We start from the raw sequence: 22,144 nt of genomic DNA on the forward strand, positions 1-22,144 counted from the left end.
CACCCAGCGTTCCCCCGGATGCCGCAACTCGCGTAACCAGGTCACCCCTTGGGCCGTTCCCGGGCGTAATGCCGCGCCGACCCATGGATGTGCCTTGCCCAGGTTCAGTGTCATCATCCCCGCGTACAAGGTTCAGGCGTACTTGAGCCAATGCCTGGAATCCGTCCTCGGGCAGTCCTGCCCTGACCTCGAACTGATCGCGGTGGACGACTGTTCGCCCGACGCCTGCGGCGCGCTCATCGACGAGTTCGCGGCCCGCGACGCGCGCGTACACCCCGTCCACCTGCCGGAGAACGTGGGCTGTGGCCGCGCCCGCAACGCCGGCCTGAAGCACGCGAGTGGCGACTACCTGATCTTCCTGGACGGCGACGACATCCTCACCCCGGACGCGTTGCGCACCATCGCCGACCGTCTGAAGGAGACCTCCGAACCGGACGTCCTGGTCTACGACTTCGCACGCACGGACTGGTCGGGCGAGGCCGTCCGCAACCAACTCGCGCAGCAGCTCACGGAGGAGGGCACGGCCCCCTTCCGGCTGGACGACCGGCCGGGGCTGCTCAGGGTCCTGCCGGTGGCGTGGAACAAGGCGTACCGCCGGGAGTTCGTCGAGGGCGAGGGCCTCGCCTTCCCACCCGGCCACCACGCGGACACTCCCTGGACGTATCCGGTACTGCTGTCCGCGGAGACGATCGCCACCCTGGACCGGGTCTGTGTCAACCACCGCAGGCGCCGACAGGGCAGCGTCCTCACCACGAGCACCGTCGGGCACTTCGACGTCTTCGACATCTTCGAGCAGTACGACCGTGTCTTCGCGCATCTCGACTCGCACCCGGAGCTGGCCCACTGGCGCCCGGTCCTGTTCCGGCGCATGGTCGACCACCTCTCCTCGGTGTTCGTCACGCGCGGCCGGCTGCCGCGCGGCTCGCGCGCCGGGTTCCTGCGCAAGTCCCGTGCCCACTACCGCCGTTACCGCACACCGGGCGCCCAGATCCGCGTCGGCATCCGCGCGCGGCACGCCCTGGTCCGGTTCGGCGCCCACCGCACGTACCGGCTCCTGTCACTGGCCTCGCACCTCAACAGGCGCTTCCTGAAGCTCGGTTCAAAGACCCTCCGCGCAGCCCACGTCGCCGCCCTCCGCCTCCATTACCGCGTCCAGCGCAGCCTCCCCCTGCGCGCCGACCGCGCCGTCTTCTCCAGTCACCGTGGCCGCGGGCACGGCTGCAACCCGGGCGCCCTGGAATCCGCGTTCCGTGCCCTGGCGCCGCACATCCGCACCGCGTGGATCGCGCGCCCCGAGCACCACCACACGGTCCCGGCCTCGACGCGCCGGATCCGCCCCGGCTCGGCCGCGTACTGGACGGCGCTCGCCCGCTCCAAGTACCTCGTGAACAACGTCGACTTCGACGACAGGCTGGTCAAGCGACCCGGCCAGATCCTGATCCAGACACAGCACGGCACCCCGCTCAAGTTCATGGGCCTCGACCTCCAGGACCGTCCGGCGGCAGCCCGCGACACCGACTTCGCCGAGCTGCTGCGAGACGCCGACAAGTGGGACTACTGCCTGTCCGCCAACCGCCACTCCACCCTGATCTGGGAGCGCGTGTTCCCGGCCTCGTACACGACGCTGGAGTACGGCCTCCCGCGCAACGACGTTTTCCAGCAGGCCACTTCGGCCGACGTGACCCGGCTGCGCGAGTCGCTCGGCATCCCCGCGGGCACGGTCGCCGTCCTGTACGCACCGACGTACCGCGACTACCGCCGCACCCAGCGCCACACTCTCGACCTGGAGCGCGTCCTGCGCCAACTCGGCCCGCGTTTCGTGGTGTTGACCCGCGCCCACCACTCCTACGACGCCCCGCTCACCCAGGCCTCGGGCGGCCGTCTCATCGATGTCTCCGACCACCCGAGCATCGAGTCCCTTTGTCTCGCCTCGGACGCGCTGGTCACCGACTACTCGTCCCTGATGTTCGACTACGCGGGCCTGGACCGCCCGATCGTCGTGCACGCCGACGACTGGGAGGCGTACGAGGCGGCCCGCGGCACCTACTTCGACCTGCGCGCCTTCCCGCCGGGCGCGGTGGCCCGCAGCGAGGACGAGCTGATCGACATCTTCGCGACGGGGCACTGGCGCGGCTCGCGCTCCACCCAGCTGCGGGCCGCGTTCCGGGAGCGTTTCTGCCCGTACGAGGACGGGCGCGCCGCCGAGCGAGTCGTACGCCGGGTCGTGCTGGGCGAAGGTGAGACGCCGGTCGTGCCGCTGTCCGAACGGCATCCCGTCCCGTCGGCCGCCGCGGCCCGTCCGCTCACGCCCCTGCCCACCGTGCCACGGCCCGTTGGGCCGGTGCCCGTCCCCGTCTCCCAGACTCTCTGAACCGGATCGCCGATGTCTTCCAGCAGGCCCACGCCAAGTCGCCCCGTCACCTGGAGACCGGCCGGACGCCCCGGCCGCGTGCACGCCTAGAACCTGGGGACTACTCGAACCTGGGGACTACTCGATGACGAGGTCGACCGGGATGTTGCCGCGGGTCGCGTTGGAGTAGGGGCAGACCTGGTGGGCCTGCTCGACCAGCTTGCGGCCGGTGGCCTCGTCCAGGGTGTCGGGCAGCTCGATGCGGAGTGTGACCTTCAGAGCGAAGCCCTCGCCCTGCTTGCCGATGCCGACCTCGCCGGTCACGGCGGCCTCGGAGACGTCGACCTTCGCGATGCGGCCGACGACGGCCAGGGCGCTGGCGAAACAGGCGGCGTAACCGGCGGCGAAGAGCTGCTCGGGGTTGGTGCCCTGGCCGTTGCCGCCCATCTCCAGCGGGATGCCGAGCTGGAGGTCGAGCTTGCCGTCGGAGCTGACGGCACGACCGTCGCGGCCGTGGGTGGCGGTGGCAACGGCGGTGTAGAGCGCGTCCATGGGGACCATCCCTCTCAAGTCAATGTCCTGCCCTGGCGGCCGGTCCGGCCGCCTCACGGCATTGATTAGAGCACGCAATTCAGTTGTACACAACTGAATGACGGACAGCTTGCTATCCTGGGCCCATGACCGCCACCCCGACACCGACCTCGAGTCCGCCGGCCCCGAGACCCCAGGGCCCGGCCGGCGGGGAGTTCCTGCGTCTCGACAACCAGATCTGCTTCTCCCTGAACGCCGCGTCGCGCGCCTTCGGCGCCGTCTACCGCGTACTCCTCAAGGACCTCGGCCTCACCTACCCCCAGTACCTGGTGATGCTGGTGCTGTGGGAGCACGGCGAAACGCCCGTGAAGAAGCTCGGCGAGCACCTGCGGCTCGACTCCGGGACGCTGTCACCGCTGCTGAAGCGGCTGGAGGCGGCCGGTCTGGTACGGCGTGAGCGCAGCGCCCGCGACGAGCGTTCCGTGCACGTCCAGCTCACCGACGAGGGCGTCGCGCTGCGCGAGCGCGCAATGGCCGTACCCCGCCGGATCGCCGCCGCGACGGGCGCGAGCCTGGAGGAGATCCAGGAGCTCCGGACCCGCCTCGACCACCTGACGGCGGCCCTGGACGCGGCGGCACTGGACGCGGGGGCACTGGACGCGGGGGCACTGGAGGAGACGCCGAGCGGCGACGTGCTCCGGAGCGGGTCCTAGTCGGCGGCCCTGGAGCAGGTCCCATCCGGCCGCTCAGGAACAGGTCTCGGCCCGTCGACCCGTCGGCCCGCCGCCCCGGAACCAGTCCTAGTCAGCCGCCCACCCCATGACGGGGTGCGGTGGCCTGCGCACGTACAGCCGCAGGGTCACGCCCTTGCGGGCGACCTCTTGGCGCGGCACGAACTGCTCTCCGACCACGGTGAGTTTGACCCGCTCGGTGGCGCTCCCCGGATACCAGGTCGGCCTCAGCGCGAACGGCTCCGCCACCACCCACACCCGGTCGAGGCGGTCGAGCCGCCGCCGCAGTTCGCCCGGGTCCGTCTCCTGCCCGTACAGGGTCCCGGACGCCGGCCCGGGCTCCCTGAGCGCGATGTCCCGCACTCCGCGGAAGCCGTTCGGATACGCCAGCGCCGAGCGCCGCACGATCGACGGCAGGAACAGCACCGGGTCCCCGGGCCGCAGTTCCCGCCCGGCGAGGGCGGAGACGGCGGCGAGGTTGTCGGGGCGGCGGTCGGGAGTGCGGTCCTGGCGGAGGACGGGGAGCTGCCAGACGAAGACGAGGGCGATGGCGAGGACGCCGGTGAGCGAAGTGACGGCCGGCCTCGGCACCAGCTGCACCAGGCGTTCGGCTCCGGCCGCGGCCAGCAGCGGCGCCCCGGCGAGGGCGTACAGCACATAACGCTCGTCGTACAGCGGCCAGAAGCGGGACACGGTCATCAGTACCGCGGGCGGCACGACCATCAGGGGCAGGGCGACCGAGCGGAGCGCCAGCTCGGCGCGCCGCTCACCCTCCTTCTCGCCGCGCCGCTCACCCTCCCGTTCGCCGCGCCGCTCTCCCTCCAGCTCGCCCTGCCGCTCACCCTCCCGCTCGCCCTGCCGCTCGGCCTCCGGCTCGCCCTCCCGCGCTCCTCGCCGCGCGAGCGGGAAACACAGGGCCAGCGCGATGAGGGCGAGGTACGGCACGAGAACCAGCCGCTTCGGCCCCGCGAACGCCCGCACCAGGTGGTCCACGCTGTCGAGGCCGGGCGCCGACAGCCACGCGACCTGCGCGGACTGCCCCTTGGAGACGACGGCGAGCGGCAGCAGCACCAGTACCGCGGCGCCGGCCGCCTGTCCCCACCCCCGCCACACCCGCGGCGGCACCCGCGTGAGCGCCAGGGTCACCGCGTGCGCGAGCAGCGCAAGCACCGCGAACTCGTGCAGCAGGCACGTGACGGCGACCGTCCCGCCGTACGCCCACCAGACTCCCGTCCGCACGGCTCGCACCAGCAGCAGCGTCGCTCCCGCGACGCCGGCGGCGACCAGCGCGTAGGACCGTCCCTCCTGCGCGAAGTACCCGGCCATGGGCGTGACGGCGTACAGCAGGCCCGCCCACAGACCGACCCTCGGGCTGCCGAGGCGGACGCCGAGGGCGGCGACGAGGCCCGCGGTCGCGGCGGCCCCGCAGACCGAGGGAAGTCGCAGGGCGACCTCGCCGGGGTGCGGGGCGAGAACGACGTGCATGAGGAGGTAGTACAGGCCGTGCACCGCGTCCACGCTGTGCAGCAGTTGCCAGATCTGCGGGACCGAACGCCGCGCGACCTGGAACGTGACGGCCTCGTCGCGCCACATGCCGCCGCGGTCCAAGCCCCAGAGTCCGATCGCGAACATGACGGTCACGGGCACGAGCACGGCCACGACCTCGGTACGTCCGATTCCCGACCGCCTCGCCCACGAGCTCACCATGAGCAAGATCTTGTGCGATTAAACAACCTTTGAGGGGTATTGACGGCGTATCAACCCTTTTGCCCCATCCATGCGGCTTACGATCCGGCCTTGATGAGCACCCTGAAGAGCACACTGATGCGCACCCTGCTGCGCACATTGATGAGCACGTTGATGAGCACCTGGACGAAACACCGCCGCGCGCTCCTCCTGGCCGCCGGCTGGCTCGCCGGCCGGGCCCTGATGCTGGAGCTGCTCGCCCACGACCACCTCCGCCTGCTCGGGCGGGGCGGGGTCTCACGCGAGGTCAGCAACCTCTACTTCCGCTGGTACGGCGTGCTGTCCCACGGCACCTTTCCGGCGGACGACCGGCTGTGGCAGTACCCACCGGGCGCCGGCCCCGTACTGCTCGCGCCGGCGCTGCTGCCGGCCCTGACGTACTTCACGGCCTTCGTGGCGTTCGCCCTCGCCTCGGACGCCGTGATCATGATCGCCCTCACGCGCGCGGGCACCCGCCCCGGCCGCACGCTGGCCGGCGCGACCCTGTGGGCGGCGGCGCTGCCCCTCCTCCTCCATCTCCCGCTCGTTCGCTACGACGTCCAGGTCACGGCGCTCGCCGTCATCTCTCTGTTGACGTTGTCGCGCTCCACGCGCGCGTGCGGTGCGTTCGCGGCGCTGGGGGCACTGGTGAAGGTGTGGCCCGCACTGACGCTCATCGGCACGCCGAAAGGCCGTACGACACGGCAGGCCTGGACGTCGGCGGTGGTCACAGCGGCCGCCATGCTCCTGGTGCTGGTCGCCGCGTTCAGCAACCCCTTCGGCTTCCTGCGCCAGCAGGGCGGCCGGGGCGTGCAGATCGAGTCACTCGGCGGCACGGTCCTCGGCTTCGCGCGCCACGCCGGGTGGCCGGGCACCGCGCGCTACCAGTACGGCGCGATGGAGTTCGTGGGCCCCTACGTCTCCTCCGTCGCGGCCGTCTCGCTCGCCCTCACCGTCGCCTCCTTCGGGCTCCTGCTGCTGTGGCGGGTACGCGCGCGGCACTGGACGGCTGCGACACCGTACGACGCCGCCCTCACCGCCGTGCTCCTCTTCACCGTGACGAGCCGGGTGATCAGTCCCCAGTACATGGTGTGGCTGCTCGGCCTGGCCGCCGTGTGCCTGACCTCACGGCACACCACCCAACGCCCGGTGGCGGCGCTGATCGTGGCGGCGACGGCGGTCAGCTCCGTCGTGTACCCCGTCATGTACGGGGAGGTCATCCACAGCACGTGGACCGGCTGCCTGCTGATGCTCGTACGCAACGGTCTGCTGGCGGCTGCCGCGGCGCTGTCCTTCATGCGACTGTGGCGGTCGGGCTCGACCGTGCCCGCTGGAATCGCCTCGGATGTTTCCTACCGGAATCCGCTCCCCGTTCCCGCCGCCTCCCGCGCCAGGAACTGAGGGCGCCTGATTCACTGATACGCGACCGCAGGACACGGGCGGGACCACGGGTTTCACGGGCCCATCGAGTTCACCAAGCTCACCGAACTCACCGAGTTCGCCGAGTTCACCGAGTTCACCAAGCTCACTTCACGAGGGGACGGCCGCACATGACCTGGCTGATCACCGGCGGCGCCGGTTACATCGGGGCGCATGTCGTCCGCGCGATGCTCGACGCGGGCGAACAGGCCGTGGTCTACGACGACCTGTCCACGGGCATCGAGGAGCGGGTGCCCTCCGGTGTCCCGCTGGTGGTCGGCTCGACGCTGGACGCCGGACGCCTGGCCCGCACGCTCAAGGAGCACTCCGTCACCGGCGTCGTCCACCTGGCGGCGAAGAAGCAGGTCGGCGAGTCGGTGGACCTCCCTCTGCACTACTACCGGGAGAACGTCGAGGGCCTGCGGGTGCTGCTGGAGGCGGCGACCGCCGCGTCCGTCGCCTCCTTCGTCTTCTCGTCCTCGGCGGCGGTGTACGGGATGCCGGATGTGGACCTGGTGACGGAGGAGACGCCGTGCGCGCCGATGAGTCCGTACGGCGAGACGAAACTGGCGGGCGAGTGGCTGGTCCGCGCGACGGGCCGCGCCACCGGTCTGTCCACCGCGTCCCTCCGCTACTTCAACGTGGCGGGCGCGGCGACGCCCGAACTCGCGGACGTCGGTGTCTACAACCTGGTCCCCATGATCTTCGAGAAGCTCACCGAGGGCGCGCCGCCGCGTATCTTCGGCGACGACTACCCCACCCCTGACGGGACCTGCGTCCGCGACTACATCCACGTGGTGGACCTGGCCGAGGCGCATGTGGCCACGGCCCGCGCCCTGGAAGCGTCGCCGGGGAAGAACCTGACCCTCAACATCGGCCGCGGGGAGGGCGTTTCGGTCCGCGAGATGATCGACCTCGTCAACGCGGTCACCGGCTACGACCGCCCTCCGGTGACCACTCCCCGCCGTCCCGGCGACCCCGCCCGCGTGGTGGCCTCGGCCGACCGCATCGCCGTGGAACTGGGCTGGAAGGCGAAGTACGGCGTCCAGGACATGATCACGTCGGCGTGGGCGGGGTGGGTGCGGCTGCATCCGGAGGCGGAGCGCGGTTAGACGCTCAGCGCCCGGGTGAGCTGGGGGAAGGTGACGCCGGTCAGTTGCTCGGAGGCCAGCCACAGGCGGACGGCGGACTCGGGGTCACTGGCCGCGGCCGACCGGCCGACGAGCGCCGGACCGCCGCGCATCTCGGCGAAACCGTCCGGTCCGACGTAGCTGGCGCCGGGCAGATCCTGGGTGGCGGCGTACAGCGTGGGCAGGGCGCCGGCCGCGCTGTCCTGGGCGATGAACCGGTTGCCCACCGCCATGAAGACCCGCCGCGCGATGCTCGCGTCGTGACCCTGGAGGTTGGTGGCGGCCCAGCCGGGGTGCGCGGCGAGGGCCCGTACGGACGATCCCTCGGCGGCCAGCCGGCTCTGGAGTTCCAGGGTGAACAGCAGATTGGCGAGCTTGGACTGGCTGTAGGCGGCCATGGGTGAGTACTCGCCGGTCAGGTTCAGGTTGTCGAAGCGCATGTGGTTGCTGCTGGGGATCTTGTGGGCGCCGGACGCGACGGTGACCACGCGGTCGGTGACGTACGGCAGCAGCAGGTTGGTCAGGGCGAAGTGCCCCAGATGGTTCGTCCCGAACTGCATCTCGAAGCCGTCCTTGGTGGCGGCCTCGGGGATGTTCATCACACCCGCGTTGTTGATCAGCAGGTCCAGGTCCCCGTGCCACCCCTCGGCGAACTCCCGCACGGAGGAGAGGTCCGCGAGGTCGAGACGGCGCACCTCCACGGTGCCCTTGGCGCCCTGGACGGTACGGGCGGCGGCCTCGCCGCGCTTCGGGTCCCGTACGGCGAGCACGACGTGCGCGCCCGCCCGGGCCAGGGCGTCGACGGTCGCGATACCCAGCCCGCTGTTGGCGCCGGTCACGACGGCGGTACGGCCGGTCTGGTCGACGAGGTCGCTTGCGTTCCACTTCTGACTGGTAGCCATGCCCATGAATGTAGGCGTCGCCAACAATGCTGTCAATGCCAACAATGGTGTCGGCGTCAACAATGGTGTCGGCGTCAACAATGCTGTCGATGCCAACAAAGTTGGCGTCGACAACAATGTAGCCAGCAGTCACATGGCCATTACACTGAGGGCCATGCAGACACGCCAGACACGCCGCTACCACCACGGAGACCTGCGCGCCGCGCTGCTGACCCGCGCCGAGGAGACCCTCCGGGAGAAGGGCCCCGGGGCCCTGTCCCTGCGCGAACTGGCCCGTGACCTGGGCGTCAGCCACGCCGCGCCGAGCCGTCACTTCAAGGACAAGCAGGCCCTGCTGGACGCGCTGGCGCAGGTCGGTTTCGAGCGGATGAGCGACGCGCTGGCCGTGTCGCAGGCGGCGGCGGGCGAGACCTTCGCCGACCGCATCGCCGCACTGGCCCGTGCCCACGTCGGCTTCGCCACCGCCAACGCGGAACTCCTCGACCTGATGTTCTCGATCAAGCATGACCCTGCGGCCTCCGAAGCCCTCGTCGAGGCCTCGCAGAACATGTCCGTACTGGCCATCCGCCTCATCGAGGAGGGCCAGCGGCGGGGCGAGGTCCGCGCGGGCCCCGTCGAGAGCGTCGCCGTCCCGCTCTTCACCACCATCCACGGCTTCGCGAGCCTCGCCGTGAGCGGCACCCTCTCCACCGAGGCCGCGGACTCGGACCTGGAGAACGTCATCGCCTACGCCCTCAGGGGCTGCGCCCCGGACGCCCGCCATCCGACCGAACACCTCCGCACGCCCGCCCAGTGACCACCGCCCGCGCCGTCGGAGCGATCCTCGGCTCCGCCGTGGGCGACGCCCTCGGCGCCCCTTTCGAGTTCGGCCCCGAAGGCGCGTTCACGGAACGCTTCCCCGCCCCCTGCCACGGCGGGGAGATGTGCGGAGGAGGTGGCTGGGACCCGGGCGAGGCCACCGACGACACGCAGATGGCGATCCTGGTCGGCGAGTCGCTCATCGACCACGCAGGCCTCGAACTCCCGGACATGTTCAGCAGGTTCCAGCGATGGGCGGCAGCCGACCCCAAGGACATCGGCCTGCAGACGGAGGCGGTCCTGACGAGCGGGGGCCCTGGGACCTGGCCTCCGCGATCCACTTCCAGCACAACCAACGAGCGGCGGGGAACGGCTCCTTGATGCGGGCGGCCACCTCCGCCGTGTACTTCGCCCCACACGGCCGTACGGCCACCATGGCCGCCGCCCGCCGCATCGCCGCCCTCACCCACGGCGACCGGGCGGCCTGGGAAGGCACCGCGATCCTCCACGAGTTGATCCGGGTCGCGCTGGAGGGCCACGACTCCCTCACCGCGATTCCGGAAACCCTCACCGCCACTCACCCGGACCACCGGGCCCGCTATGCCACCGTCCTCGCCCCCGACTGGCGTCCCGACCAGGCCACCGAGTTCAACGGTGCGGTGTGGCCCTGCCTGGGCTCCGCCGTGTGGGCGCTGCGGACGACCGGGTCGTACGAGGAGGCCGTGCGCGCCGCGATCGACCTCGGCGGTGACACGGACACCGTCGCGGCGGTGACGGGCGCGCTGGCAGGAGCCGCGTACGGAGCAGATGCCATTCCGGCCCGCTGGACCGAGCCCCTGCACGTACCTCTGCCTGGCTCCGGCGGACGGATACTCCGGGCGGCAGAACTCACCCTCCTGGCAAACAAGTTGGCGTGCTGAAGCCCTGGATTCCTGGCAGTGCAGGCCTAGAGCGGCGGCAGGGCAGGACTCCAACGCCAAGCCCTGCGCCGACGCCAAGCCCCGCCCCGATGCCAACTCCGGCACCGGCACCCGCCCTCACAACGCCTTGAGCGCCGCCGCCGTTGCCCTGGCCAGGCTCGCCAGATATCCCTTGGGCAGCTTCGGGCTGCGTACCACCACCGCCCGCCAGTACAGCGGCCCGGACATCAGGTCGAGCGCGAGGTCGAGGCTGATTCCCTCGCGGACCTCTCCCCGCGCGGCCGCCGCCTCGACGATCCCGTTCGCCACACCCTGCTGGCCCTCGCGCAGGGCCTTCTGCATGGCGTCGGCGATCTCGGGGTTGCGTGCCGCCTCGGCCTGGAGGTCGGGGATGATCTGGCCGGCCACCGGATGGCGCAGGGCACGTGAGGTGACCTCGTACAACAGCCGCAGGTCGCCCTCCAGGGAGCCCGTGTCCGGCGCGGGCAGGCCCTGGACGGCTACGGCCGAGACCAGGTCGAGGACGAGGTGGAGTTTCGAGCGCCAGCGCCGGTACACCGCCGTCTTGCCGACGCCCGCGCGACGGGCGATGCCCTCGATGGACATCCGGGCGTAGCCGACGGCCGCGAGTTCCTCGAAGACGGCGGCGCGGATGGCTTCGGTCACATCCTCCCGGAGGACGGCCGCGCCCGCGGGGGCCCGGCGGCGCGGGGCCTTCCCCGGGGCAGACCCGGCCCCGGCCTCGGCTCCGGCCCCGGCCCGGGTCGCGGTGCCGGTCACGGTCCCGGTGGCATCGGCGTTCGTCGTCATGCGTTCCAGCATAGGGCGTGACGACGAAACGGTTGCGTCCCGACGTGGAAAAGGCCTAGGCTCGCGTTGCGACGATACGGTCCCGTCCCGACGTAAGAAGACGGCAAAGACGACGTAAGAGTCAGGTCAAGGACGAATCGGACCGCTTCGCCCCCCACCCCCGAGCGAAAGCAGCGGATGTGAGCCAGGTCCTCGACACACCGCCCCCCGTGTCGGCCTCCCCCGCCGACAAGACAGCCGGCCGGCCCGCCGCGGAGAGCGCCGAGGCGCTCGCCGCCAGGTACGGCCTCACTGTCAGCGGCGCACGCCCCTCCCTGCCCGAGTACATCCGCCAACTGTGGGCGCGGCGCCACTTCATCACCGCCTTCGCCACCGCCAGGCTCACCGCGCAGTACAGCCAGGCGAAGCTCGGCCAGATCTGGCAGGTGGCGACCCCGCTGCTGAACGCGGCGGTCTACTACTTCATCTTCGGCATCCTGATGGGCACCAGTAAGGGGATCCCGGACTACATCCCGTTCCTGGTCACCGGGGTCTTCGTGTGGACCTTCACACAGAGTTCGATCATGGCGGGGACGCGGGCCATCTCCGGCAGCATCGGACTCGTACGGGCCCTGCACTTCCCGCGGGCCGCGCTGCCGGTGTCGTACTGCCTCCAGCAGCTCCAGCAGCTGCTGTTCTCGATGTGCGCGCTGGTCGTGATCCTGCTCGCCTTCGGTGTGCCGGTCAGCATGTCCTGGCTGCTCGTCGTCCCCGCCCTCACGCTCCAGTTCGTCTTCAACGCGGGCGTGGCGATGATCATGGCCCGGATGGGCGCGAAGTTCCCCGACATCTCGCAGCTCATGCCGTTCCTGCTGCGCACCTGGATGTACATGTCGGGCGTCATGTGGAGCATCGAGCATGTCCTGAAGAACAAGGACCTGCCCGGCTGGGTCCTGATCGCGCTCCAGTCCAACCCCGCCGCCGTCTACATCGACCTGATGCGGTTCGCGCTGATCGACAGCTTCCACGCCAGTCAGCTGCCGCCGCATGTGTGGGCGGTCGCGACAGGCTGGGCGCTGGTCGCCGGCGTGGGCGGGTTCCTGTACTTCTGGAAGGCTGAGGAGACGTACGGCCGTGGCTGACATCATCACGAAGAGCGCCCCAGAGAGCGCACCCGTCGACACCTCCGTCGACACCTCCGTCGACACTGTCGGCGAGCTGATCCCCACGGTCGTCGTCGACCAGGTCGACATCGTCTACCGCGTCAACGGCACCGGCGGCGGCCGCGGCTCCGCCACCGCCGCGCTCAACCGCATCCTGCGCCGCGAGAAGTCCGAGAAGGCCGCCGGCGTCCGCAAGGTGCACGCCGTCAAGAACGTGTCCTTCACCGCGTACCGGGGCGAGGCCATCGGCCTCATCGGCACCAACGGCTCGGGCAAGTCCACGCTGCTCAAGGCGTGCGCGGGTCTCCTCCCCGTGGAGAACGGCAGGATCTACACCGACGGCCAGCCCTCGCTCCTCGGCGTCAACGCGGCCCTGATGGGCGACCTCACCGGCGAGCGCAACGTCTACCTCGGCGGCCTCGCGATGGGCATGTCCAAGGAACAGGTGCGCGAGCGCTACCAGGAGATCGTCGACTTCTCCGGCATCAACGAGAAGGGCGACTTCATCACGCTGCCGATGCGGACGTACTCCTCCGGCATGTCGGCCCGTCTCCGGTTCTCCATCGCCGCAGCGAAGGACCACGACGTCCTGATGATCGACGAGGCTCTCGCGACCGGCGACCGCTCCTTCCAGAAGCGCTCCGAGGCCCGCATCCGCGAGCTGCGCAAGACCGCGGGCACCGTCTTCCTGGTCAGCCACAACAACAAGTCGATCCGGGACACCTGCGACCGGGTGCTGTGGCTGGAGCGCGGCGAGCTGCGCCTGGACGGGCCGACCGAGGAAGTCCTCAAGGAGTACGAGAAGTTCACGGGGAAGTAGAGCCCGGCGCAGACGGAACGGGGGCGCCCCCAGCCATCACGGCTGGGGGCGCCCCCTTCGGCGTACCGCCTGAAGAGCGGGTTACGAGTGCGTCCGCAGCAGCGTCCGCATCGTCCGCATGGCCACCGACAGATTCGCCAGGTCGAACGCGTCCGAGCTGCGGATCTCCTCCAGGGTCGTGCGGGCCCGGGTGAGGATCGCCGCGTTCTTCTCCTCCCAGGCCTTGAAGCGCTGCTCGGGGGTCGAGGTGTCGTTGCCCACCGTCAGGACGTCGGCGGTGAGGGCGGCGTGGGCCGCGTACAGGTCCTCGCGGATGGAGGCGCGGGCCATGGACTGCCAGCGGTCGGCACGCGGGAGCTCGATGATCCGGTCCATGAGCTGGGTGATGCCGAGGCGGTCACTGATGTCGTAGTAGACCTCGGCGACGGCCAGCGGGTCCTTGCCGGTGCGGTCGGCCACCGCGACGATGTCCAGCGTCGGGAAGGCGGAGGAGAACCCGGCCACCCGGGTGGCGAGTTCGTCCGGGACGCCGGCGCCCGACAGCTCGTCGTAGATCCGCTGGTACCACTCCGAGTCCGCGCCGCGCAGCAGCTTGGGCAGCTGGGACCAGACCTGCTCGACCCCGGCGCTGAAGAAGCTGATCGTCTCGGCGAGCTGGAGCGGCTGCGGCCGGTTGTTGAGCAGCCAGCGCGTGCCACGCTCGACGAGACGGCGGGAGTGGAGGCGGATCCGGGTCTGGACGTCGGCGGCGACGACATTGTCGAGCGCCTCCACCGCGTCCCACACCTGGCTCGACTCGAAGATCGCGCGGGCCGCGGTCTGCGCCCGGACGATCTCCTCCAGCGAAGCGCCGGTCTCCTCGCGCAGGCGGTGCAGGAAGCTCGTACCGCCCGTGTTGACCGTGTCGTTGACCAGGACGGTCGTCACGATCTCGCGGCGCAGTGCATGCCCGTCGATCTGTTCGCGGAACTTCTCGCGCAACGCGGTCGGGAAGTACGCGTGCAGCAGGCGCTGGAGATAGGGGTCGTCGGGCAGCGAGGTGGCGAGCAGCGCGTCGGAGACGGTGATCTTCGTGTAGGCGAGGAGGACGGCCGTCTCCGGACCGGTCAGCCCCTGCCCGGCGGCCAGCCGCTCGCGGATCTGCCGGTCGGTGGGCAGGAACTCCAGGGCGCGGTCGAGGTGGCCCTCCCTGACCAGGGTGCGCAGGAAGCGCTGCTGGGCGTGGAGCATGTCGGGCGACTGGGCCAGCGCGTTGGCGATCGCCACGTTCTGTGCGTAGTTGTTGCGCAGGACCAGGGCACCGACCTCGTCGGTCATCTCGGCGAGCAGCTTGTTGCGCTGCTTGACGGTCAGGTCGCCGTTGGTCACCACCGCGTTGAGCAGGATCTTGATGTTCACCTCGTGGTCGGAGGTGTCCACGCCCGCGCTGTTGTCGATGGCATCGGTGTTGAGCCTGCCGCCGTGCTGCGCGAACTCGATCCGGCCGAGCTGGGTGAGCCCCAGGTTGCCGCCCTCGCCGACGACCTTGACCCGCAGGTCGGCGCCGTCGACGCGGATGGCGTCGTTGGCCTTGTCGCCGACGTCCGCGTGGGTCTCGGTGGACGCCTTCACATACGTACCGATGCCGCCGTTCCACAACAGGTCGACCTGCGCCTGGAGGATCGCCCGCATCAGGTCGGCCGGGGTCATCTTGGCGACGCGGGACTCGATGCCGAGGGCCTCGCGGATGTGCGCGTTGATCGGGATGGCCTTGGCGGTACGCGGGAAGATGCCGCCGCCGGACGAGATCAACTGGCTGTTGTAGTCGGCCCACGAGGAGCGCGGCAGCTCGAAGAGACGGCGGCGCTCGGCGTACGACGTCGCGGCGTCCGGCGTCGGGTCGATGAAGATGTGCCGGTGGTCGAAGGCGGCGACGAGGCGGATGTGCTCGCTGAGCAGCATTCCATTGCCAAAAACATCTCCTGACATGTCCCCGACGCCGACCACGGTGAAGTCCTGCGTCTGGGTGTTCACGCCCAGCTCCCGGAAGTGCCGCTTCACGGACTCCCAGGCACCGCGCGCGGTGATGCCCATCTTCTTGTGGTCGTAACCGGCCGAGCCGCCGGAGGCGAAGGCGTCGCCGAGCCAGAAGTTGTAGCTCTCCGCGACCCCGTTGGCGATGTCCGAGAAGGTCGCGGTGCCCTTGTCGGCGGCGACGACGAGGTAGGTGTCGTCCTCGTCGTGCCGTACGACGTCCGCGGGCGGGACGACCTCACCGGCCACCATGTTGTCGGTGATGTCGAGCAGCGCGGAGATGAAGGTCTTGTAGCTCGCGATCCCCTCGGCGAGCCACGCGTCGCGGTCCACGGACGGGTCGGGCAGCTGCTTGGCGACGAACCCGCCCTTGGCCCCGACGGGCACGATGACGGTGTTCTTCACCATCTGCGCCTTCACAAGACCGAGGATCTCTGTCCGGAAGTCCTCCTTCCGGTCGGACCAGCGCAGGCCACCACGTGCCACCTTGCCGAACCGCAGGTGAACGCCCTCCACGCGCGGCGAGTACACCCAGATCTCGTACGCCGGCCGCGGCGCCGGAAGGTCCGGGATGGCCTGCGGGTCGAACTTCATGGAGACGTACTCATGGGGCTTCGCGCCCAGCGCCTCCTGGAAGAAGTTCGTGCGCAGGGTCGCCTTGATGACGGTGAGGAAAGAACGCAGGATCCGGTCCTCGTCCAGGCTGGCGACCTGGTCGAGCGCGGCGTCCAGCTCCTCTTTCAGCGCGTCGGTCAGCTCGACACCCGCGCGCTGGCGGTCCGGCGACATCCGCGCCTCGAAGAGCGAGACGAGCAGCCGGGTGGTGTGGACGTTGTTGCGGAGGGTGTCCTCCATGTAGTCCTGGCTGAAGGTCGAACCCGCCTGGCGCAGGTACTTGGCGTACGCGCGCAGCACCATCGCCTGGCGCCAGCTGAGCCCGGCGCTCAGCACGAGCGCGTTGAAGCCGTCGTTCTCGGCCGCGCCGGTCCAGGTGGCGGCGAAGGCCTGCTGGAAACGCTCGCGGCCGTCTTCACCGAGGGAGTCCCCGTTGCCGTTCAGGGACTTGGGCAGGCGCAGCCCGAAGTCGTAGATCCAGGCGGTCGTCCGGTCCGAGCAGCGCAGCTCGTACGGACGTTCGTCGGTGACCTCGACGCCCATGCGGTTGATCGCGGGCAGCACCGCGGAGAGCGAGACCTGCTCGCCGGTGCGGTAGATCTTGAAGCGGCGCTCGCCGGGTCCTGCGCCGACCGGCTCGTACAGGCTGAGCGCGAAGTCCTTGGTGTCGTCCTTGGTCAGCGCTTCGAGGTGGACCAGGTCGGCGACGGCGGCGCGCGGGTTGTGGTCGGCCTTGTAGCCCTCGGGGAACGCACCCCCGTACCGGCGTACCAGCTCGGCGGCGCGCTCCTCGCCCAGCTCGGCGGTCAGCGCCTCCCCGAAACCGTCGGCCCAGGAGCGGGCGGCCTCGACTAGCCGCGCCTCGATGCGCTCCTTGTCTACGTCGGACAGCTGCGGCAGCTCGGTGCCCGGCTCGACCCGGACCACGAAGTGCAGCCGGGACAGGATCGACTCGGTGTTCCAGGCCGTGAAGTCGACGCTGGTGCCGTTCAGTTCTTCCTTGAGGATGTCGATGATCCGCAGGCGTACGCCGGTGGTGTAGCGGTCGCGCGGGAGGTAGACGAGCGCGGAGTAGTAACGCCCGTACTCGTCCTGGCGCAGGTACAGCCGCAGTCGGCGCCGCTCCTGGAGGTACAGGACGGAGGTGACGATGGACCGCAGCTCGTCCGCCGGGGTCTGGAACAGCTCGTCGCGCGGGTACGTCTCCAGGATCTGGAGCAGGTCGCGCCCGTCGTGGCTGTTGGGCGAGAACCCGGCGCCGCGCAGGACTTCCTCCACCTTGCGGCGCACCACGGGAACCCGCCGCACCGACTCGGTGTACGCGGCCGAGGAGAAGAGCCCGAGGAAGCGCCGCTCGCCGACCACATTGCCCTCGGCGTCGAACTTCTTCACACCGACGTAGTCGAGGTACGACGGCCGGTGCACGGTGGACCGGCTGTTGGCCTTGGTCAGCACCAGCAGCTTGTGCTCACGGGCCTTGGCGCGGGCGTCCGCGGGCAGCCGCTCGAAGGAAGGGCTGACCGGGTGGCTGTCCTCGCCGGTGTGGTGCGGGTCGGAGCGCAGAAGGCCGAGACCGGTACCGGCCACGGCGGCGAGCGAGTCGTCGTTCCGCAGCTCGTACTCCCGGTATCCCAGGAAGGTGAAGTGGTCGTCCGCGAGCCAGCGCAGCAGCTCCCGGGCCTCCTCGACCTCCTGGTCGCGCAGGTCGTCCGCGGTGGGCTCCTTGGGCAGCTCCTCCGCGATGCGCAGCGCGGCGTCGCGCATCTTCTCCCAGTCCTCGACGGTCTCGCGGACGTCGGAGAGCACGCGCAGCAGATCGGCGGTCATCTGCTTCAGATCCGCGCGGTCGGTCTCGCGGTCCACCTCGACGTGGATCCAGGACTCGACGGCGGCGTCGTGCGGGAGGTCGCCGGTGGGCCGGGTCGGCAGCACCTCGATGAGCTTGCCGGTCAGGTCACGCCGTACGACGACCTGCGGGTGGATGACGAGGTGGATGCCGCGCCCCTGGCGCGAAAGCTCGTTGGTGACCGAGTCGACGAGGAAGGGCATGTCATCGGTCACGACCTCGACGACGGAGTGGCTGCACGTCCAGCCGTTCTCCTCGACGGTCGGTGTGTGGACCCTGACGTTGGCCGTGCCCTGGGGGCGGTTCTCGGCCAGTCGGTAGTGCGAGAAGGCGGCTCCGAAGACGTCGACCGGGTCACGGTCGGTCAGGTCCTCCGCTGCGGTGTGCAGGTAGTAGCGCTGGAGGAACGCGAGCACGGTGTCCCGGTCAGGGGTGCCCTCATCCGTCGTCCCAGTCGGTAGGTGCGCCCCGACCGGGCTGTTCTCAGCTACCCGTGCGGCCCGTTCGAGCAGCTCGGCCTTGGCTTCGTCCAGCTTGGTCTGCATTGTCCTCTGGCTCCTGTCGCGCGCCATTGCGTGACGTAGAAGGAAGTACGGTCTCTTCTCCGACGTAGCGCCGTGACGCGGGGTGTCCGGTCTGGTCCGACGCTATGCCGCACGGAGAGATGAGCGGGGGGTTATCAGCCATTCTCGGCACGCGCGGCGACTGTGACGCTGCTCTCCGCACCGCCGGTGCCTCAGGCGCCCCAGGCGCTGCCTCGGGTGCCCTCGGCGCTCTGGATGTCGCTCCGGGTGTCCGTGCTGTCCTTGACTCCCCGACCCGCCCGCGAAGATCAACGACCGCCGCCCGGTGACGGATGTCGTCCGTGCTGTCCGGGCGCGAAGCAGGGGCGTCAAGGCCCCCGCGAGATATCGCGCTGATCACGCCCCCAGGCTATCGCTCTCCACCCGGGGGTCGTCATGAGCCGTATGTGTACAAAAGCAGGGGTCGAACTTTGACACTCTGCACAGGGACGAAAGGGACGCAGGCGTGCAGTGCGGGCGGCCCCCTGCCTGGCGGGCGACTTCCCTGCGGGGCGGGCGACCTCCCTGCGGGGCGGGCGACTTCCCTGCGGGGCGGGCGCGTTGACGGCCCCTCCCACAAGAACGGGATGCCTGTTGGTGGTTGCCTGCTGCCGCTCCCCGCTGGGGTTGCCCGCTCCCTGCTGCCCGCTGGTCGCTTCCCGCTTCCCGCTGGTCGTTGCCGCCGCCCGCTGGTCGCTTCCCGTGCCGGCGGGCAGCGGCTGCCCCGCCGACGAGGGCAGCCGCCATGACACCACCCGGGACGAGACGGCCGGGCGCCTGCCATGACAGCCAAGGCCCGTGGGGACGGGAACCAACACTGCCGACACCCAACCGCCCTACGGATCCCTCACCCCGGACAGCTCCACCAGAGACTCCCCCACCACCGATGCCCCCACGGCCGGTACCCACGAAGATCCGTATACCTATAGGGGGATCGGGCCAAGGGATAGGGATACCTAGCGATGCCGCGGTGGTTACGGGCATGCATGCCGCTGCAACCGCCTCCGCTGAGGGCATGCGTGCCCAGTGAACTGTCGTAGCTGAGGGCATGCGTGCCCAGTGAACTGTCGTAGCTGAGGGCATGCGTGCCCAGTGAGCTGTCGTAGCTGTGGGCATGCGTGCCGCCAGGGGCGGCACGGGTGGGCACAGCGGCACCCCGCAAGCGCCGGGCTACGCGACCCACCCCGACCCCAGCCGCCACACCGGGCACCTGGTCAACGCCGGCAAGCAGACCGCACCCCCACCCCGGGCCCCGGCCAACGCCGGTAAGCGCACCCCCAGCACCCAGGCACCCAGGCACCCAGGCACCCAGACACCCAGACACCCGGGCATCCAGGCACCCGGGGCCCAGCAACACCCCCCCAGCCCGCCGCTAGGCGTCCGGCACCGCAGGAATCTCCCCCCGGGAACCCACCCCCAACTTCGCCAGAATGTGCTCGACATGCGCATCGGCGGTCCGCTTGGAGATGACAAGCCGCTCAGCAATCTCCCGATTGGAGAGCCCCTGCGCCACCAGCGCGGCGACCTCCCGCTCGCGCCGGGTCAACGCATCCGCCCCACCCCGCCGGACCCCGCCCCGGGGCCCCGGCACCGACCCCGGCGTATCCACATCCCCCCGCACCGCCTCCAGCACCTCCGGCCCGCTCAGCCGCGCCCCCACCAGCCGCCACCGCTCGAACTGCGGGCCCCCCAGCGCGCCCCTGATCTTCCTGCGCACCGACTCCTGTTCCTGCAGCACCGAGGGCAACAGCCCGATCGGCGCACTGTGCAACCGCTGCGCGTTCTCCGCGTAGCCAAGTAACCAGGCAGCCCTGACATACCGCTTCTCGTACGCCGCCGACCAGGAGAGCCCCAGGCAGCACAACCCCGCCACCAGCACCTCGCCGATCCCGGCCACTTCTTCGAATGCCTGCCGCAGCCGGGCGGGGCTCTCCGTCCGGTCCCCGGCGAGCCACGAAATCAGCCCGTACGCCCCGAGCGTCGAAGCGTGCATCTGCCGCTCACCGGTCTCCTCCAGCCGGGCGAGCCCCACCTCGCACAGCTCCAGCGCGCCGGGAACATCGCCGAGTACGGCCCGCACGAGCGCCCCCTCGTAGTGGTGCAGCGCGATGCCCAACAGGTCGTCGCGCGCGAGCAGAACCCGCCGCTCCGCCTCCACCATGGCCAGCCCCTCCTCGTAACTCACCTCCCCGCACAAGGCCCGCAGCCCGCCGATGTAACCGCGCGCGATCGGCCCCACCGTCTCCGTCTCCGCACCGATGCGCGCGGCGACCTCGTCGGCCTGCCGTGTCCGCTCCAGCGCGAGCGCCAGATCGGAGTTCCACACCCCGAACATGCCGGTCACCAGCAGCCCCCAGGCCCGCGCCGGGCAGTCCCCGGGGACCCGCTCCAGCCCCTTCTCGATCCAGTACCTCCCTTCGGACAGGGCTCCGCGCGCCCGCCAGTGCGGCCACAGCCGGGCCGCGAGCCACAGCCCCTCCGCCGCCGTGCCGGGCACCCCGCTCCCGTACGCGTACTCCAGCGCGGCCCGCAGATCGGCGATCCCGGCGCGCACCTCGTGGTGCAACTCCGTCTGGCGTGGCGTGAAGAAGCCGTCCTCGAAGCGGACTCCCAGGTCCCGCAGGTAGGCGAAGTGCCGCTCCCGTACGGCTGCCCCGCCACCCGACTCCTCCAGCCGGTCGGCGCCGTACTCCCGAAGGGTGTCCAGGAGCCGATAGCGCCCGCCGGCCTGCCCGACCCGCTGCACCACCGACTTGTCGACGAGCCCGATCAGCGGCTCAAGGACGCCGCCCGCCTGCAACTCGCCTCCCGCGCACACCTGCTCCGCCGCCGCCAGCTCGAAGGAACCCGCGAATACGGACAGCCGCGCCCACAGCGTCCGCTCCTCGGGGGTGCACAGCTCATGCGACCAGCCGATGGCCGTACGCAGTGTCTGGTGCCGTGTCAGCGCGGTGCGCCGCCCGCCGGTGAGCACCTCGAACCGGCGGTCGAGCCGGGCCACCAGCTCCGCCAGCGGCACCGCGCGCAGCCGCACCGCGGCCAGCTCCAGCGCCAGCGGAATCCCGTCGAGCCGGTCGACGAGCGCCGCCAACTGCTCCTGGTCGCCGTCCACCACGGCGAACCCCGGCACCACCGCCCGCGCCCGCTGCACGAACAGTTCCAGCGCGTCGTCATGGGCGAGCGGCGCGATCTGCAGGCAGTGCTCGCCCGGTACGTCCAGGGGCTGTCTGCTGGTGGCGAGGATGCTCACGCCCCCGGCCTCCCGCAGCAGGATCTCGGAGAGCGTCGCGCAGCCGTCGATCAGGTGCTCGCAGGTGTCGAGGACGATCAGCAGACGGCGTCCCTGGAGATGGGCGACCACCGCGTCGAGCGGCTTCATGCCGGACTGCTCGGGCAGTTCGAGCACCGCGGCGAGCGTCGCCGGTATCAGCTCCGGGTCGCGCAGCTCCGACAGCTCGGCCAGCCATACCCCGTCGGGGAACCGCTCCCCGACCCCGGCCGCCACCCGCAACGCGGTACGGCTCTTGCCGACCCCGCCGGGCCCCACCAGCGTGACGAGCCGCGCCCGCTCCAACGCGCCCCGCGCCAGAGCGAGTTCCTCGGTCCGCCCGACGAAACTGGTGAGTTCGACGGGAAGGTGACCACCCCGCCGCTGCCCGAATCCGAACCCGAATCCCATCGCGCCCCCCGCAGCACGCGCCACCGTTCACACCAGGACCCTGGTCCCGCACAGCGTACGCACTCAGATGCGGAGCGTTAACGTCTTCGCCTCAAGTCCCCACCCCTCTCGCAGCACACCCCGCCGCACCGCCCGGCTCACCCCGCCACA

The 22,144-nt window shown here is 70.6% G+C and carries 13 protein-coding genes and 1 pseudogene; 8 read left to right on the top strand and 6 right to left on the bottom strand.

The genetic code is table 11. The features are described 5' to 3' along the window. The first annotated feature begins 94 nt into the window (after positions 1–94). Positions 95–2,371 carry a CDP-glycerol glycerophosphotransferase family protein gene (locus tag ACFYPC_RS14845; RefSeq protein ID WP_388675149.1) on the top strand — a complete coding sequence of 759 codons (2,277 nt, stop codon included), beginning with the start codon at positions 95–97 and terminating at the stop codon, positions 2,369–2,371. A gap of 117 nt (positions 2,372–2,488) precedes the next feature. Here the strand turns inward: ACFYPC_RS14845 and ACFYPC_RS14850 are convergent, their stop codons facing one another. Beyond that, the gene (locus ACFYPC_RS14850) at positions 2,489–2,902 is read right to left on the bottom strand and encodes an organic hydroperoxide resistance protein (RefSeq protein WP_388675151.1); all 414 of its coding nucleotides are present in this window, start codon (positions 2,900–2,902) and stop codon (positions 2,489–2,491) included. A gap of 125 nt (positions 2,903–3,027) precedes the next feature. On the opposite strand from ACFYPC_RS14850, the gene ACFYPC_RS14855 reads away from it, so the two are divergent. Next, positions 3,028–3,594: a MarR family winged helix-turn-helix transcriptional regulator gene (locus ACFYPC_RS14855; protein WP_388675154.1), complete on the top strand. Its 567-nt coding sequence runs from the start codon at positions 3,028–3,030 to the stop codon at positions 3,592–3,594. A gap of 87 nt (positions 3,595–3,681) precedes the next feature. Here the strand turns inward: ACFYPC_RS14855 and ACFYPC_RS14860 are convergent, their stop codons facing one another. Beyond that, positions 3,682–5,319, bottom strand: coding sequence for a hypothetical protein (locus ACFYPC_RS14860; protein WP_388675156.1), 1,638 nt, complete (start codon positions 5,317–5,319; stop codon positions 3,682–3,684). Positions 5,320–5,460: 141 nt separating this feature from the next. Between ACFYPC_RS14860 and ACFYPC_RS14865 the strand changes: the two genes are divergently transcribed. Continuing rightward, positions 5,461–6,738 carry a glycosyltransferase 87 family protein gene (locus ACFYPC_RS14865; protein ID WP_388675279.1) on the top strand — a complete coding sequence of 426 codons (1,278 nt, stop codon included), beginning with the start codon at positions 5,461–5,463 and terminating at the stop codon, positions 6,736–6,738. 149 nt (positions 6,739–6,887) lie between these two features. Beyond that, the gene (gene galE / locus ACFYPC_RS14870) at positions 6,888–7,868 is read left to right on the top strand and encodes a UDP-glucose 4-epimerase GalE (RefSeq protein WP_388675158.1); all 981 of its coding nucleotides are present in this window, start codon (positions 6,888–6,890) and stop codon (positions 7,866–7,868) included. Here the strand turns inward: galE and ACFYPC_RS14875 are convergent. Continuing rightward, the gene (locus ACFYPC_RS14875; protein ID WP_388675160.1) at positions 7,865–8,788 is read right to left on the bottom strand and encodes an oxidoreductase; all 924 of its coding nucleotides are present in this window, start codon (positions 8,786–8,788) and stop codon (positions 7,865–7,867) included. The genes galE and ACFYPC_RS14875 overlap by 4 nt on opposite strands. 154 nt (positions 8,789–8,942) lie before the next feature. Here ACFYPC_RS14875 and ACFYPC_RS14880 point away from each other — a divergent pair, with 154 nt between their 5' ends. Both ACFYPC_RS14880 and ACFYPC_RS14885 read left to right on the top strand, forming a co-directional pair. After that, on the top strand, positions 8,943–9,584 hold the full coding sequence (locus ACFYPC_RS14880) for a TetR/AcrR family transcriptional regulator (RefSeq protein WP_388675162.1): 642 nt from the start codon (positions 8,943–8,945) through the stop codon (positions 9,582–9,584). Beyond that, positions 9,581–10,506 (top strand): annotated as a pseudogene (locus ACFYPC_RS14885) (ADP-ribosylglycohydrolase family protein). Before ACFYPC_RS14880 ends, ACFYPC_RS14885 begins: the two are co-directional and overlap by 4 nt. Before the next feature lie 117 nt (positions 10,507–10,623). Here ACFYPC_RS14885 and ACFYPC_RS14890 read toward each other — a convergent pair. Then, positions 10,624–11,328, bottom strand: a complete 705-nt coding sequence (locus tag ACFYPC_RS14890; RefSeq protein ID WP_388675165.1) for a TetR/AcrR family transcriptional regulator — start codon at positions 11,326–11,328, stop codon at positions 10,624–10,626. A 167-nt stretch (positions 11,329–11,495) separates the two neighbouring features. On the opposite strand from ACFYPC_RS14890, the gene ACFYPC_RS14895 reads away from it, so the two are divergent. Next, entirely contained in the window at positions 11,496–12,437 is a 942-nt protein-coding gene (locus tag ACFYPC_RS14895) for an ABC transporter permease (protein ID WP_388675168.1), read from the top strand. Further along, positions 12,430–13,278, top strand: coding sequence for an ABC transporter ATP-binding protein (locus ACFYPC_RS14900; RefSeq protein WP_388675170.1), 849 nt, complete (start codon positions 12,430–12,432; stop codon positions 13,276–13,278). Before ACFYPC_RS14895 ends, ACFYPC_RS14900 begins: the two co-directional genes overlap by 8 nt. Positions 13,279–13,359: 81 nt before the next feature. Here the strand turns inward: ACFYPC_RS14900 and ACFYPC_RS14905 are convergent, their stop codons facing one another. Together ACFYPC_RS14905 and ACFYPC_RS14910 are read right to left on the bottom strand one after the other, a co-directional pair. Beyond that, positions 13,360–18,297: an NAD-glutamate dehydrogenase gene (locus tag ACFYPC_RS14905; protein WP_388675173.1), complete on the bottom strand. Its 4,938-nt coding sequence runs from the start codon at positions 18,295–18,297 to the stop codon at positions 13,360–13,362. Between the two features lie 1,390 nt (positions 18,298–19,687). Continuing rightward, positions 19,688–21,994, bottom strand: coding sequence for a LuxR C-terminal-related transcriptional regulator (locus ACFYPC_RS14910; RefSeq protein ID WP_388675176.1), 2,307 nt, complete (start codon positions 21,992–21,994; stop codon positions 19,688–19,690). Between the last annotated feature and the right edge of the window lie 150 nt (positions 21,995–22,144).

This window comes from Streptomyces sp. NPDC005808 (assembly GCF_042871385.1).
GTDB lineage: Bacteria > Actinomycetota > Actinomycetes > Streptomycetales > Streptomycetaceae > Streptomyces.

Bases quoted from the DNA above. Each gene is read 5' to 3' on its own strand.
- ACFYPC_RS14850 (WP_388675151.1), bottom strand. From the start codon at position 2,902: ATGGACGCGCTCTACACCGCCGTTGCCACCGCCACCCACGGCCGCGAC.
- ACFYPC_RS14880 (WP_388675162.1), top strand. From the start codon at position 8,943: ATGCAGACACGCCAGACACGCCGCTACCACCACGGAGACCTGCGCGCC.
- ACFYPC_RS14890 (WP_388675165.1), bottom strand. From the start codon at position 11,328: ATGCTGGAACGCATGACGACGAACGCCGATGCCACCGGGACCGTGACC.
- galE (WP_388675158.1), top strand. From the start codon at position 6,888: ATGACCTGGCTGATCACCGGCGGCGCCGGTTACATCGGGGCGCATGTC.
- ACFYPC_RS14860 (WP_388675156.1), bottom strand. From the start codon at position 5,319: ATGGTGAGCTCGTGGGCGAGGCGGTCGGGAATCGGACGTACCGAGGTC.
- ACFYPC_RS14865 (WP_388675279.1), top strand. From the start codon at position 5,461: ATGAGCACGTTGATGAGCACCTGGACGAAACACCGCCGCGCGCTCCTC.
- ACFYPC_RS14910 (WP_388675176.1), bottom strand. From the start codon at position 21,994: ATGGGATTCGGGTTCGGATTCGGGCAGCGGCGGGGTGGTCACCTTCCC.
- ACFYPC_RS14875 (WP_388675160.1), bottom strand. From the start codon at position 8,788: ATGGCTACCAGTCAGAAGTGGAACGCAAGCGACCTCGTCGACCAGACC.
- ACFYPC_RS14905 (WP_388675173.1), bottom strand. From the start codon at position 18,297: ATGCAGACCAAGCTGGACGAAGCCAAGGCCGAGCTGCTCGAACGGGCC.
- ACFYPC_RS14855 (WP_388675154.1), top strand. From the start codon at position 3,028: ATGACCGCCACCCCGACACCGACCTCGAGTCCGCCGGCCCCGAGACCC.